A 13,784-nucleotide genomic window follows, 5' to 3' on the forward strand; every position below is an offset into this window, starting at 1 on the left:
TTGACAGTTATTTTCTTCCGAGATTTTCTTTGGTTGTTTTTACAATTTTTATGAGCATTTTTAAAATTTCTGTGCAATCTGATGTAATAGATTGATATTCTTTTTCAGTAAGATATTCGCCTTTGTGGAGAAGCAGTAACCAATAATCGGTTTCGTTTGCTTCTTTTAAAGCGATGTTCATTTTATTGAGAAAATCTGCTTTAGATTGTGCATGTTCCGCTTCTCTAATTAAAGCTCCAATCGCTGTTCCGCTTCGTAATAATTGTTTTGAAAGAATAAATTCTTTCCTTTCAGTCGTCAATATTTTATAAATTTTTATCAACCTTATCGAAAACACAATCGATTTTTCTGCAACAGTATTATTTTCCATAATTTTAAATTTTATCCTGTTTGTTTTCGCTATCAACTTTCCACTCTCAACTGTCAACTATTCCAATCTCTTCGCGCCTCTCGCCAACTCATAAAAAACATCGTCCATATTTTTTGCATCAAATTGTTTTTTCAAATTTGCTGGTGAATCCAAAGCTGCAATTTTTCCATCGACCATGATGGAAATTCGGTCGCAATATTCGGCTTCGTCCATGTAATGCGTTGTTACAAAAATCGTAATTCCACGATCTGACGCTTCGTAAATCATATCCCAAAATTGTCGGCGCGTTACAGGATCAACACCGCCGGTTGGTTCATCTAAAAAAACAATTTGTGGTTCGTGAAAAATGGCGACAGAAAAGGCGAGTTTTTGTTTCCAACCCAAAGGCAGTTCCGAAACCAATTTATTTTTCTCTTTTTCTAATCCTAATTTTTGGATAAGTTCTTCACCTTTTGTTTTAAGAGTTTTTCGGGGAATTCCGTAGATTCCACCGAAGAAATCTAGGTTTTCTTTTACACTTAGATTGCCGTATAAAGAAAACTTTTGAGACATATATCCGATATTTTTTTTAATTTTTTCCGTTTCGGTGTAAACATCAAATCCGCCGACAGTTGCAGTTCCTGAAGATGGAATAGAAAGTCCACTAAACATTCGCATCGCCGTGGTTTTTCCGGCTCCATTTGCACCAAGGAAACCGAAAATTTCTCCTTTTTTCACTTCAAAACTGATGTGATCTACCGCAGTGAAATCTCCAAAAACTTTGGTAATATTTTCTGCTTTGATGGCGATATTTTGATTTTCGATTTTCATTTTAATTTGATAATAAACGGATAAAACTATCTTCGATGCTCGCTTTTATAGGATTGACTTCGATATTTTCGAAACCTTTATTTTTTAAATATTCTTTGATTTTTTCAGGATTGATTTCGTTATTTTTTTCAATTGTTAAATGCACAAATTCGCCATAAGCATACACATTTTTCTTTTCTGGGAAATGTTCTAATGCTTGCAAAACGGTTGAAGTTCTTCCTGCTTTCACTTCAAAAAGTAAATCTGGATAAGATTGACTTATATTTTCTGGCGTATCAATAGAAAGAATTTTTCCGTTTTGCATTAATGCAATTCGGTCGCACAAAGCGGCTTCGTCCATATAAGGCGTTGCGACAACCATTGTAATGCCTTGTTTTTGCAATCTTTTCAGCATTTCCCAAAATTCTTTTCGCGAAACAGGATCTACGCCTGTTGTAGGTTCATCCAGAAAAAGTACTTTTGGTTTGTGAATTAATGCGCAACATAACGCGAGTTTTTGTTTCATTCCGCCCGATAATTTCCCTGCTCTTCGATCTTTAAAAGGTTCTATTTGAATGTAAATATCTTTGATTAAATCGTAATTTTCTGCAATTGTCGTATTAAAAACGCTGGCAAAAAATTCTAAATTTTCTTCGATTGTTAGATCTTGATACAAAGAAAATCTTCCAGGCATATAACCTAAAATCTTACGAATTTCTTTGTAATCTTTCACCATATCCAAATTTTCTATGGAAGCAGAACCAGAATCTGGCAACAAAACCGTGGTCAACATTCTAAATATGGATGTTTTTCCGGCTCCATCTGGACCAATTAATCCAAAAATTTCACCGTGGTTCACTTCAAAACTCACGTTATCTACCGCAAGAACTTTATCGCTTTTCTTGCCGTAGGTTTTTGTTAAGTTATTGATGATGATTGATCTCATTTTTTTAGGGGATAATTGAAAGTTGAAAGTTGATGGTTGAACGTTTTTTTTTAAGATTTTTACTAAAATTTCACATCGCCGTACATTCCGATTTTCAAGTAGCCATCGTTTTTTACGTGAACTTTCACGGCATAAACCAAATTGGCTCTTTCATTTTTAGTTTGAATGGTTTTCGGCGTAAACTCGGCTTTGGAACTGATCCAGTAAATATTTCCGTCGAGTTCTTTGGTTTTTCCTGCTCCGTTATCAATTAAAACTTTTACTTTTTGACCGGTTTTTATGGTCGGTAATTGATCTCCCGTAACAAATATTTTTAAAGTCATCTCGTCCAAATTTGCCATTTTGAAAATCGGTTTTCCAATGAGTGCAAATTCTCCTTGATACAAATATTTGCTTAAAACCATTCCCGAAATTGGACTTTCAATGGTGTTGTTTGTTAGTTGTTCATCAATCTGTTCTACTTTTTTCTGGTTTGTTTTTTTTTCACTTAAAATGGCTCTGTTTTGAATCGAAACGTTTTCGGTGGTGGTAGAAATCTGTTGTTTTAAAATGTTTAGCTGACTTTTCGCTGCGGAAATTTGCTTTTGAATCACTTTTATTTGTCCGTTTGCATCGTCGAGTTGTTTTTTTGTAGCGGCATCTTTTGCAACTAAATTTGCGGTTCTGTTTCGTTCTCGAATTGCATTTTGCAGTTGCTCTTCTAAAATAGAAATATTTGCAGATTGTGCAGAAATCTGGCTTTTTAAAACCTGAATTTGTGGAAGCGCAGAATTCGTTTTTTGTTCGATTGCATCTAAACTTGCAATGGCTTGTTCTTTTTGCAATTCCACATTTTTAGGATCTATTTCTCCTACTTTTTCATGGGCAGAAAGTTGTTGTCCTTCTTCCAAATTTAATTTTAAAATGGTTCCGTTTGCTTTTGCGGTCACCAATATTTCATCGGCTTCGAAAGTCCCAGAAGCATCGTAATTTTCATCTGAATTATTGCAGGAAAATAAGGCGAAAATGCTTATCAGAAAGATATATTTTTTCATGGGAATTTTTTTATTTTTTAAATTATCAATTATCAATTATCAATTATCAATTATCAACTATCAACCATCAACTATTGATTAAGTTCCGTTTTCAGGTTATATTGTGTTAAAAGATATTGTATTTCGTGGGTTATTTTTTGGTTTTTTGCACGGTCTAATTCATTCACTTCTCGGAGATAATCATTGGTTGTGATTACGCCATTTTCGAGTTGTGCGAAGGAGGCATTTTTAATACTTTCTCGCAATGCTACAAGTTCATCATCTTTGCTAATGAGTTGCTGAATTTTATCGAGTTCATCATTGTTTTGAATGGTTTGAAACTGTTGATTAAAGAGAAAATTTTCTTTTTGTACGTCTATTTCTTCTTGTTGAGTTTTGAGTAAAGCCAAATCATTTTTCTTGGTATAAAAGCCCGAAATCGGAATATTTAAACGTAAACCGCCGATATAAAAAATATTGAATTCATTTTTCAACATATTGAAGCCAGGTTTTCCGTAACCACCTTGAAAAAATGCACCTAATTTTGGTAAATTTTTCGAATTGATAGTTGCTTTTTGCAGATCTAATGATTGTTTTTGTAAATCAAAAAGCTGAAGTTCTGCTCTTTTATTTTCATCTTTAATGAGGATTTTTTCTGGTTTTTGAAGAATTGTATTTTCATCTAAATCTTTTTTAATAAAGAGAGAAAGCATTTGCAGAAAACTTTTTTTCATGGATTTTAGTTCCACTTGTTTCTGTTCTATATTTACGATTTGCGCTTTCAAAACATCTACATTGCTTTTAAAGATTACGCCGTTTTGCAATTGCGCTTCTGCTTTTTTCAAACCGTTTAAAAGGTCTGTTTTGGTGAGTTCAGTTTGTAAAAGTTGCTCATCGGTTTGTAGAATTCCGAAATAAATTTGGTTGATTCTTAATTTTAATTGATCGGTTTCAACTTCGGTTTTTTGCAATTCTATTTCAGAATTGATGTTTGCTATTTTCTTTTTGTTGGCAATCATTCCGCCGTCGTAAATATTTTGCTGAATATCAGCATAAACCTTGTATTGGTCTTTGCTTACAGGATCTAAATTTACATTCGGGATTTTTATAGGCAATTGCGTCACATCGTTTTGATAAGTCGCTTGCCCCACAATTTGTATTTGTGGCAACCAACCTTTTGCGGCATTTTGCAAATTATATTCTTTGGTTTTAGCAATTAAATCCTGTCTTTTTATGAGTGGATAATTTTGTTTTGCTAAATTGTAACATTCTTCCAAAGTTAAAGTTTGTGCATTAATCGTGGCAAAAAGGAAGAGAAGTAGGTATTTTAAATGTTTCATGAGCGAGATATTAGACGGAGAGACATCAGGTTTTTGATTTCAAATGATTAATTATTCAATATCAACTTCATCCAAATGGGAACGAAGGTCTTTCTTTCTGCTACAAATTTTTGAAATTCACTGTCATTCATTAAATCAAAATTCTGCAATATTGGTTTTGCTAAAAATGGGAATGCTGTCATACTAAAAAAATTAATTAAAATGTGAAGTGGATTAATCTCGGGTTTTCTTTCTTGAATTTGCTTTAGCATAAAAGCCGTTTTCAGAACTTTATTAAAGGGAATAATGGATTTTAAGTCGGAGTTTTTTTTCTGAATTTCACTTAAAACAAAAAGAGGTAAGTTTGGGTTTTTAGATAAAATTTCGAAATATTTTTCGCTTGCCAGATCTATTTTTTCTTCTAAAGTCGTTTTTTCATTTGTAATTATTGGGATTATTTGCCCGAAAAGGAGCAATACTTTTACTTTCATCACTTGCTCGAACAATTTTTCTTTGGTGCGGAAATAGTAGTTGAGTAGCGCCAAGTTGATTCCCGCTTCTTCTGCAATATCTCGGGTTCTGGTTCCTGAGAATCCTTTTTCGGTGAAAACTTTAGATGCGGCTAATAAAATTTTATCTTCCGTAGAAAGTTCGTTTGTTGTCATTTAATGTAAATTCTACTGCAAAGATAGAATTATATTTTTGATTTAAACAAAATAATTAATCAAATGATTAAAAAAGTGAAAAATTTATTTTGGTTTAGAAGTTTTTAGAGTTAATTACTTTTAACCTGAGTTTGATTATTATTCAATTTTCAAAGTATTGATTATTAATAACGTAAAAACATCAATTGCGTCGGGCTTTAGCCCGATGAAAGATGTAACACTTCATTTGGCTTTAGCCAAAACGTATATTAGGTTTTGGCTAAAGCCAATTCTTATTTAAAACCTTACAAAACGGGCTAAAGCCCGTTCCTATTGATGTTTTTCAAAAAATTATTATTCGAACTCAGGTTTTTAAGAATTATCTCTTTTTAAGAAAAAGAAAATAGGAAATTGCGGCAGAAATCAACGTAAAAATTCCGCCTAAAAAAATGGTTTTGTTGGTTTCGCCAGCAAAATAGTTTTTGGTGAGGTAAGCCAAGAGAAATGCGGCCACAACTTGCGGAATGACTGTTGAAAAATTAAAAATAGCGTAGTATTTTTCGGCATCTTCTTGGTCTTCAGAAATTTTTTCTACCATCAAATACGGAACTGTAGAAATGCTGCTCCAAGCAACGCCAATTAATGCAAACGAAAGCAACAATCCGTACGCAGAATTGATGAAATAAATGGAAATTAAACCAAAACTTCCGAGCAACAGAAATAAACTATGAACCAAATAAGCATTAAATTTTTTGATCCATTTTTGAATTAAAAAAGCCAAAGTTGTCCCTAAAATACTGTAAAGCGCAAAATAAATCCCAACCCAAAAAGTGGCGTTTTCAAAATTTGATTCGCTGTTTCCTAATTTAAAAATATATTTTGAAACAACGGGAACGGAATAAATCCACATAGAAAAAAGACCGAGCCACGTGAAAAACTGAACGATGAAAAGCGGCAATAATTTTTTGAATTTTTGGGAAGTGCTTGTCATTTTTGATGCGTTTGAAATCTTTCGGTATTAGGTGACGGATTGCATCGGAGTTTATTTAATTTTTTCAAAATTTGGCAATTTTGTAAAATTGCAGTTTTCAAAATCAAAGATTGTTTTATATAAAATTGAATTTTCAAATAACTCAACTGGATCAAAAATAATACTAATTTTAGAACTTGTTTTATTTTTCAACCAAAAAAAATCTAAACTATCTTTTTTGCAATCTACTTTACAATTTGATAAAAGTTCGTAGATATTTTTGTTAGAAATCGCAGTATTTATTTTTTCAATTTCTAATGTATTGCAAGAACCTAAGTAAAATATTTCTGTATAATTATTCAGTTCATTTTTAGGTAAGTTATTGTACAAAAAGTTATACCAACCGCTCATTTTATTTTTTATTTAATGGCATGAGCTAGTAAAATACCCGATATTGCGGTTTTGCGCCGCTGCCGCACGAATCCTTTCGTGTGGTTATTACTTTAGAAATTTGTAGTTTCTGCTCATAAAATGCAATTCTTTGTTAAAGATAAAATTAATTTGCAAATTAAATAGTTTTTTTATTTTTATGACCACACGATTCAATCGTGCGGCAGTGGGGGAATTATTTAGTCTTTTTTAAAATAATATCATTATTTTCTGTTGCTAATTCCATCTTGCTATTATTTAGATCTATAATGTGCAATATAGTTGAGTCGGATGATAAGTTGTCTTTTGTATATTCTACAATCCGTAGCCAACTTGGTGGATAGTTTGGTAACAATTCATTACAGTTTTTTGATTCATTTATAATTTTTATTTTAAACACATCTTTTGTTTCATCCTTACCATACAAATAAGTTATAGAATCAGTAGATATTTTAATTTTGAGATTGACATCGTCTATTTTTTCCCAATTTCCAATTATCATATTTTTCGTCTCTTGCTTACACTTTATGCTATCTTCATGGAAATATTTTTTGGGTTTTTCAAATTCAGGCGCAACTTTAGTCGACTGGTTATTACAATATAATATGATTGATAATAAAAAGAATATAAATAATTTCATTGCTATCTGATTTGATTAAGAACTTTTAAATACAAATTGTCCCTTCTTGAAAGAGAATTGGTATTTCGCCGCTGACGCACGAATCCTTTCGTGTGGTTATTACTTTAGAAATTTGTAGTTTCTGCTCATAAAATGCAATTCTTTGTTAAAGATAAAATTAATTTACAAATTAAAAAGTTTTTTTATTTTTATGACCACACGATGCAATCGTGCGGCAGCGGGAGAAATCGGATTTAGATCTAAATTTAATGCAAATAAAAAAAGCATAACTTTTATTGTCATGCTTTTTTTATTTGTTTAATGAAAAGTTTTACAACCCAAACTGATAAGCAAATAAATCTGGATATACACCCAAAGTAATGATTGCTGCGATGATGAAAACCGCTACAATATTGTAAGTTAAACTTACTTTTTCTGTGGTGTTGAAACTGCTTTCTTCATAGAAAAACATAGCGATAATCAATCTTAAATAATATGCAATTGAAATGGCTGAACCAATCACGGCGATTACAACTAATATCGGAAGCGCGTCCATCGCTTGTGCAAATAAACTAAATTTCCCCACGAAACCTGCAGTAAGTGGAATTCCTGCCATTGAAAGTAATGAAATAGAAGCAGTTACGGCTAAAATGGGTTCTGTTTTCGCCAATCCGTTAAAGGCTTTAAATGAACATTCTCTTTTAATTTTTTCCACATAAATTAAACACATCATCACGCCAACTGACGCTAAAGAATAAGCGAAAAGATAAAATGCTAAATTGTAAGTAGAAAGATTATTAATTCCAAAAAATATTAATGCAATATAACCCGCGTGAGAAACGGAAGAGTAAGCGAGCATTCGTTTTGCATTACTTTGCGCCAATCCCATAAAGTTTGCCAATAATAATGTGATGATCACTAGAACGCCTAAAATATTAATCCATTCGGAGAAAACACCGTAGAATGCGATGGTCATTAAACGGAAAAGTGCAACAAAACCAGAAATTTTCACAACTGTCATCATAAAAGTTGTGATGAGTGAGGGCGAACCTTGGTAAACATCTGGACTCCACATGTGGAATGGTGCAAGTGAAACTTTAAAAGCCAACGCGGTCAACATTAAAACGCAACCCATTACAAACATTAAGTTTGTTGAATTTGCAACGCCAAATGCTTGAATGGTATAAAGATCAAAACTTGCTGCGCTGCCATAAATTAGCGCTACACCAAATAACAGAAAGCCCGTTGCAAATGCGCCCATTAAAAAATATTTCATGGAGGCTTCTGTGGCGCGTAAATCTGTTTTTCTTGCGCCTGCCATCACATAAAGAGGAATGGATAAAATTTCGATACCTAAAAATAATGTTACCAAATTTTGATAAGAAAATAAAATGATACCGCCGATTAAGGAAAAAAGCATTAAAGTATAAAGTTCTGATTGATGGCTTCGGTGATTGCTAAACGCGAAACCGCCCAAGAAAAACAATAATAGAGTAACTACAATTGAAATTTTTGTGAAAAGTGCAGCAGTTTGGCTGAAATCAAACATGGATTTGTATTGGGCGAAAAACTGATGTTCTGGTAAAAAACTGACGTAAAATGCTACCAATAAACCAGCAATCCCAATATATCTTGCCCACTTTCCTTGCTCGAAAACGCCTGAAAAAAGTGCTACCACTGCGGTAAGGAAAATTATAATTATAACGCTCATATTCTATTTTTGAAAATTTTTATTTAATGATTTTCTGTAATTTCTAGTTTATATTTTTAACGCAAAGGCGTTTCATTTAGTAAATTTTAAGAATTTTCTTAATATAAATTTCAGAAAAACATATTTTTTTTCAGACTTAATATTAATAGTTTGATCTGAATTTTTTTAATTTTTATTTATTACTAAACCAAGGAACTGTAAATCAATTTCAACGAGTTATTTACGACTTCTAATAAACTTTGTGGAAATATCCCCATTACAATTACAAAAACTGCTAAACTTGCCAAAACCGAAAATTCTATCCCAGAAATATCTTTTACTGAAGACAAAACGCTTTCATCGCCTTTCCCAAACATGGCTTTTCCATAAAATCGCAATAAATATCCAGCGGCCAAAATCATTGTTAAACCAGAAATAACGCCTAAAATTATACTGTAATCGTAAATTGATTTAATTAAAATAAATTCTCCGATGAAACCATTCGTAAGCGGAACACCTAATGAACCAAATAAAATAATCATAAAAAGTACCGCAAATTTCGGTGCTACACTTGCCAAACCGCCCATTTTGCGGATATCCCTAGTTTTGAATTTTTTAAATAAAATATCAGCGCAATAAAATAATCCCACAACATTTATCCCATGCGCAAATGCTTGAATAATTGCACCTTGTCCGCCTTCTATACTGAAACTTCCATTTAAAGTTAATAATGCAGAAGCGAAAATACCTGCCGCTATTAAACCAATATGTGAAAGGGAAGAGTAGGCAATAATTCTTTTAGAATCGTTCTGAATTAAAGCAACTAATCCGCCAAAAACGACAGTGAAAACGCACAACATTAAAACAATCCCGCCAGAAGTGCCGGCAATTGCGTGTGGTGTGATTGGTAATAAATATCTTAATAATCCGAAAACAGCCATTTTTGCCATAATACCAGATAGAAGCATTGAGCCTTGTGTTGGTGCAAAAGTGTAAGTATCTGCTTGCCAATTGTGGAATGGGAAAATTGGAAATTTAACGGCGAAAGCAACGAAGATAAACCAAAATACAAAGACTTCTTCAGTTGAATTGAGATTGGCGTGGTATAAATCCATCAATGCAAACGATGCGGAATGATTGTAAACGAAGATTAAACCAGCCAACATGAATAATGATCCCACGAAAGTGAAGACAAAAAACTTGGTTGTGAATTTTAATTTTTGATCGTCTTGCCCCCAAAGTCCGCAAATGAACCAAATTGGGATTAAAGTAATTTCCCAAAAACCATAGAAAACCAAACCGTCTAATGAAGTAAAAACGCCGATTAGGCCAAACTGCATTAATAAAATTAAGCCATAAAATTTATTGCTGTAGCAACGTTTTTCATTAAAGGAAGATAATATGATTAATGGAACTAAAATGTTAGTTAAAATGAGCATTACCATACTCAAACCATCGATGCCAAAATGAAGGCTACTTCTTAAAAAATGAGAAAAAGGAATGTTTATTTCATATTGCAAAGGGCCATCTACGGTTGGTCCGAAATTGAAATAAGCTAAGGCATAAAAGCCCAAAAACATTTGTGCTAGGGAAAAACCAAGTGCAACATCGTTGCTAAACTTGTTGTTCTTCCATAAAAAAGTAAAAATTGATCCTATTAAAGGTAATAGCAATAATGCTAATAAAACTCCAGACATTTATTGTAATATAAAGTTAACAATTAAAATTATTCCTATCGCTAAAGACATAATTAGCACATAGTTTTCCACATTTCCATTTTGAAAACGTTTCATTGATTTTCCTGTATCTTCTGCACCAATACCAACGAAATCCGTAAAAGGTGTTAAAATTTCTTTGTCGAACATTTTTCCCGCGCGGCCCAAACCTTCAATTGGTTTTACGACTGTTGCATGATAAATTTCATCAATAAATAATTTTTTGGTGGAAAGTCTTTCCCAGCCTGTGTACTCGTTTTCCGGAAGGGCTGCTTTGCCGTTTTTAACGTACATTTTGTAAAGTACAAATAAAATAACAAGTACAACCAAAACGGTAACCGCCATTAGAGAAAGTTCTTTCCATAAAGGTATTTCTGCTTGCTGAACATCAAATAAATAAATGTGATGCAACCAATGGTCGAGTTTTAATGAATATTCGTGACCCACAAAATGTGGTAGATTTATAAAACCACCGAAAAGTGCCAAAACTGCTAAAACAATAAGTGGAATCGTCATTGTAGCAGGGCTTTCGTGTATGTGTTTTTTTTGTTCTTCAGTTCCTCTAAATTCTCCGAAAAAGGTTAAGAATAATAAACGGAACATATAAACGCCCGTTAAAGCGGCACTGAATAAAGTTAAAAACCAAATTACTGGACTTTTTACCCAAGTGGCTGCTAAAATTTCATCTTTAGAAATCATTCCAGAAAAGAAAGGAATCCCAGAAATAGCCAAAGTTCCTATTAAAAATGTAATATAAGTTAATGGAATTTTCTTTCTTAAACCACCCATTTTGCGCATATCTTGTTCGTCACTCATGGCGTGAATTACCGAACCTGCTCCTAAGAATAATAGTGCTTTAAAGAAAGCATGCGTCATTAAATGAAACATTGCTGTTGTATAAGCGCCCGCTCCGAGAGCAATAAACATGAAACCAAGTTGGGAAACTGTGGAATAGGCTAAAACTTTTTTAATATCATTTTGCCTCAAACCTATGAATGCTGCAACTAAAGATGTGGCGAGACCAATAAATAAAATAATATCTAAAGTGGATGGCGCAAGTGAGAAAAGAAAGTTGCTTCTTACAACTAGATAAACGCCTGCTGTAACCATTGTTGCCGCGTGAATCAAGGCGGAAACTGGAGTTGGACCAGCCATCGCATCTGGTAACCAAGTAAATAGTGGGATTTGTGCCGATTTTCCGATTGCGCCGATAAATAAACTTAATGTGATGAAAACGATTACTGGAGAATTTAATTCAAATTTTCCTGCGTTTTGAGAAACTGTCATGTAATCTATCGCATTCATTTGTTGTGCAATTACAAAAATACCGACTACCAAAGCCAAATCACCAATTCTGTTCATAATGAATGCTTTGCGAGCAGCTTTTCCAAAATCTTCATTTTTATACCAAAATCCGATTAATAGATAAGAACAAACACCAACGCCTTCCCAACCGATAAATAATATTAAATAATTACTTCCCATTACCAAAAGTAGCATGGAAAAAATAAATAAATTTAAATAAGCAAAAAATCTTGAAAAGCCTTTGTCGTGGCTCATATAACCGATGGAGTAGAGGTGAATTAAAGAACCAATTCCCGTGATAATCATAATCATCATCAAAGAAAGTTGGTCTATTTGGAAGGCGAAGTTAATCTGCATTCCATTCACTTGAAACCATTCAAATGCTTTAATTACAACTGGCGAGGAATTTTCATCAAAGCCAAGAAATATTTTAACGGCGATACAAAAAGATGCGAAAACCACTAAAGTTGCTAAAGTACCAACGACTAATTTTGGTAGTTTTTTACCGATAAAACCATTAAATAAGAAACCTGCGAGAGGTAAAAGTATGATTGCGTAAACTAAATTTTCCATTCTTTTTTAACCTCTTAATTTATTAAAAATACTAATGTCCACTGATTTTGAATTTCTGTACATCATTGCGATAATTGCTAAACCAACAGCAACTTCTGCGGCGGCAACTACCATTATGAAAAATACTAAAATCTGGCCGTTTCCGTCGCCTTTGTAACTTGAAAATGCCGCCAATAAAAGGTTTACAGAATTTAACATCAATTCTACACAACCTAAAATCACGATTGCATTTCTACGAACTAAAACGCCTAAAACGCCTAAACAAAACAAAAACGTACTGAGAATAATAAAATATTCTAAAGGTACACTTTGTATAAAAGTATTGGTTTCTCCCATAATTATATATCTTTTTTACCAATTAAAACCGCTCCCACAATTCCTGCTAAAATAAGTATTGAAGCCAGTTCGAAGGGTAAAACATATTCATTAAACAATAATCTTCCTAAATCTTTTGTTAAACCTGCAGATTGATTTATGCTGCTAGATGCAACCGAGTTCATCGCCATTCCTTTGTAAGCACCAAGCATCCCGATAAATAAAATGCAGGCCGAAAAAACCGCGATATATTTGCCATAACTTGGCTTTTTGCTTTCATCGGCTTGGTTTAAATTCAACATCATCAAAATATATAGGAATAAAACCATAATCGCTCCGGCGTAAACTATGATTTGTACAATGCCTAAAAACTGTGCATTAAGCAAAATATAAAGTCCTGCGATAGAGAAAAAAGTAACAATTAATGATAAAATACTGTAAAGCGGATTTTTCGCAAAAACGAAATAAATTGCACTAATACATGCAACAAAAGCCACTATAAAAAAAAGAATTTGCTCCATTTTCTTAAACTAATTTTTTTTGTTCTTCAGATTGTCTTCCAGAAACATCAATTCTGTTTTCTAGTGTTTCAACTAATTTATCTTTACCATAAACAAAAGATCCACGGTTGGTTTCTACATCAACTAATCTATCTGTTAAATAAATCGCTGATTTCGGGCAAGCTTCTTCACACATGCCACAGAAAATACAACGCAACATATCTATTTCATAGATTTCCGCATATTTTTCTTCTCTGTACAGATTTTGGTCTTCTTTTTTTCTTTCTGCAGCCGTCATGGTGATGGCTTCTGCAGGGCAAGCAACTGCGCATAAACCGCAAGCGGTGCAACGTTCTCTGCCTTCATCATCTATTTTTAAAACATGCATACCACGCCAAACTTTTGCGCGTGGTTTCACTTCTTCAGGATATTTGATGGTTTGTGAGCCATTTACAACTGTATTTACAGCATGCTTCATGGTGATGCCCATTCCCTTCAAAATAGCAGGAAGATATAATTTTTCACCAACGGTCATCTTTTTATTGGAGACGACTTTTGATCTGTTTGTTAATTTCATTTTATTTAAT

Annotated in this window: 14 protein-coding genes; all 14 read right to left on the bottom strand. The window is 33.0% G+C overall.

What is annotated here, in order from left to right; all coding sequences use genetic code 11:
* Positions 1 to 7 precede the first annotated feature (7 nt).
* On the bottom strand, positions 8 to 370 hold the full coding sequence (locus C4S29_RS00165) for a four helix bundle protein (protein ID WP_103912993.1): 363 nt from the start codon (positions 368 to 370) through the stop codon (positions 8 to 10).
* Positions 371 to 427: 57 nt separating this feature from the next.
* Positions 428 to 1,180 carry an ABC transporter ATP-binding protein gene (locus tag C4S29_RS00170; protein ID WP_103912110.1) on the bottom strand — a complete coding sequence of 251 codons (753 nt, stop codon included), beginning with the start codon at positions 1,178 to 1,180 and terminating at the stop codon, positions 428 to 430.
* A 1-nt stretch (position 1,181) separates the two neighbouring features.
* A complete protein-coding gene (locus C4S29_RS00175) occupies positions 1,182 to 2,105 on the bottom strand; it encodes an ABC transporter ATP-binding protein (RefSeq protein WP_103912111.1) in 924 nt (307 codons plus the stop codon).
* 62 nt (positions 2,106 to 2,167) lie between these two features.
* Positions 2,168 to 3,139, bottom strand: a complete 972-nt coding sequence (locus tag C4S29_RS00180; RefSeq protein ID WP_103912112.1) for an HlyD family secretion protein — start codon at positions 3,137 to 3,139, stop codon at positions 2,168 to 2,170.
* A 71-nt stretch (positions 3,140 to 3,210) separates the two neighbouring features.
* Positions 3,211 to 4,458, bottom strand: a complete 1,248-nt coding sequence (locus tag C4S29_RS00185) for a TolC family protein (protein WP_103912113.1) — start codon at positions 4,456 to 4,458, stop codon at positions 3,211 to 3,213.
* A 47-nt stretch (positions 4,459 to 4,505) separates the two neighbouring features.
* Positions 4,506 to 5,102 (bottom strand): TetR/AcrR family transcriptional regulator, encoded by a 597-nt coding sequence (locus C4S29_RS00190; RefSeq protein ID WP_103912114.1) that lies wholly within the window; start codon positions 5,100 to 5,102, stop codon positions 4,506 to 4,508.
* Positions 5,103 to 5,460: 358 nt separating this feature from the next.
* Positions 5,461 to 6,072, bottom strand: a complete 612-nt coding sequence (locus tag C4S29_RS00195; RefSeq protein ID WP_103912115.1) for an MFS transporter — start codon at positions 6,070 to 6,072, stop codon at positions 5,461 to 5,463.
* Between the two features lie 604 nt (positions 6,073 to 6,676).
* Positions 6,677 to 7,120 carry a hypothetical protein gene (locus tag C4S29_RS00205; protein ID WP_103912117.1) on the bottom strand — a complete coding sequence of 148 codons (444 nt, stop codon included), beginning with the start codon at positions 7,118 to 7,120 and terminating at the stop codon, positions 6,677 to 6,679.
* A gap of 310 nt (positions 7,121 to 7,430) precedes the next feature.
* Complete coding sequence (locus tag C4S29_RS00210; protein ID WP_103912118.1) at positions 7,431 to 8,810, bottom strand: NADH-quinone oxidoreductase subunit N; 1,380 nt, start codon at positions 8,808 to 8,810, stop codon at positions 7,431 to 7,433.
* A gap of 182 nt (positions 8,811 to 8,992) precedes the next feature.
* Positions 8,993 to 10,486 (bottom strand): complex I subunit 4 family protein, encoded by a 1,494-nt coding sequence (locus C4S29_RS00215; RefSeq protein ID WP_103912119.1) that lies wholly within the window; start codon positions 10,484 to 10,486, stop codon positions 8,993 to 8,995.
* A complete protein-coding gene (nuoL, locus tag C4S29_RS00220; RefSeq protein WP_103912120.1) occupies positions 10,487 to 12,382 on the bottom strand; it encodes an NADH-quinone oxidoreductase subunit L in 1,896 nt (631 codons plus the stop codon).
* 6 nt (positions 12,383 to 12,388) lie between these two features.
* Positions 12,389 to 12,718, bottom strand: a complete 330-nt coding sequence (nuoK, locus tag C4S29_RS00225; RefSeq protein WP_103912121.1) for an NADH-quinone oxidoreductase subunit NuoK — start codon at positions 12,716 to 12,718, stop codon at positions 12,389 to 12,391.
* A gap of 2 nt (positions 12,719 to 12,720) precedes the next feature.
* A complete protein-coding gene (locus tag C4S29_RS00230; protein ID WP_103912122.1) occupies positions 12,721 to 13,218 on the bottom strand; it encodes an NADH-quinone oxidoreductase subunit J family protein in 498 nt (165 codons plus the stop codon).
* 4 nt (positions 13,219 to 13,222) lie between these two features.
* Positions 13,223 to 13,774 carry a NuoI/complex I 23 kDa subunit family protein gene (locus tag C4S29_RS00235; RefSeq protein ID WP_103912123.1) on the bottom strand — a complete coding sequence of 184 codons (552 nt, stop codon included), beginning with the start codon at positions 13,772 to 13,774 and terminating at the stop codon, positions 13,223 to 13,225.
* Positions 13,775 to 13,784 lie beyond the last annotated feature (10 nt).

This window comes from Halpernia humi, assembly GCF_900108025.1.
In the GTDB taxonomy this organism is placed as follows: Bacteria; Bacteroidota; Bacteroidia; order Flavobacteriales; family Weeksellaceae; genus Halpernia; species Halpernia humi.

What these genes read in the sequence shown, in the direction of transcription:
- C4S29_RS00180 (WP_103912112.1), bottom strand. Translation starts at nt 3,139, where the DNA reads ATGAAAAAATATATCTTTCTGATAAGCATTTTCGCCTTATTTTCCTGC.
- C4S29_RS00210 (WP_103912118.1), bottom strand. Translation starts at nt 8,810, where the DNA reads ATGAGCGTTATAATTATAATTTTCCTTACCGCAGTGGTAGCACTTTTT.
- C4S29_RS00195 (WP_103912115.1), bottom strand. Translation starts at nt 6,072, where the DNA reads ATGACAAGCACTTCCCAAAAATTCAAAAAATTATTGCCGCTTTTCATC.
- C4S29_RS00175 (WP_103912111.1), bottom strand. Translation starts at nt 2,105, where the DNA reads ATGAGATCAATCATCATCAATAACTTAACAAAAACCTACGGCAAGAAA.
- C4S29_RS00235 (WP_103912123.1), bottom strand. Translation starts at nt 13,774, where the DNA reads ATGAAATTAACAAACAGATCAAAAGTCGTCTCCAATAAAAAGATGACC.
- nuoL (WP_103912120.1), bottom strand. Translation starts at nt 12,382, where the DNA reads ATGGAAAATTTAGTTTACGCAATCATACTTTTACCTCTCGCAGGTTTC.
- C4S29_RS00205 (WP_103912117.1), bottom strand. Translation starts at nt 7,120, where the DNA reads ATGAAATTATTTATATTCTTTTTATTATCAATCATATTATATTGTAAT.
- C4S29_RS00190 (WP_103912114.1), bottom strand. Translation starts at nt 5,102, where the DNA reads ATGACAACAAACGAACTTTCTACGGAAGATAAAATTTTATTAGCCGCA.
- C4S29_RS00230 (WP_103912122.1), bottom strand. Translation starts at nt 13,218, where the DNA reads ATGGAGCAAATTCTTTTTTTTATAGTGGCTTTTGTTGCATGTATTAGT.
- C4S29_RS00215 (WP_103912119.1), bottom strand. Translation starts at nt 10,486, where the DNA reads ATGTCTGGAGTTTTATTAGCATTATTGCTATTACCTTTAATAGGATCA.
- C4S29_RS00165 (WP_103912993.1), bottom strand. Translation starts at nt 370, where the DNA reads ATGGAAAATAATACTGTTGCAGAAAAATCGATTGTGTTTTCGATAAGG.
- C4S29_RS00170 (WP_103912110.1), bottom strand. Translation starts at nt 1,180, where the DNA reads ATGAAAATCGAAAATCAAAATATCGCCATCAAAGCAGAAAATATTACC.
- nuoK (WP_103912121.1), bottom strand. Translation starts at nt 12,718, where the DNA reads ATGGGAGAAACCAATACTTTTATACAAAGTGTACCTTTAGAATATTTT.
- C4S29_RS00185 (WP_103912113.1), bottom strand. Translation starts at nt 4,458, where the DNA reads ATGAAACATTTAAAATACCTACTTCTCTTCCTTTTTGCCACGATTAAT.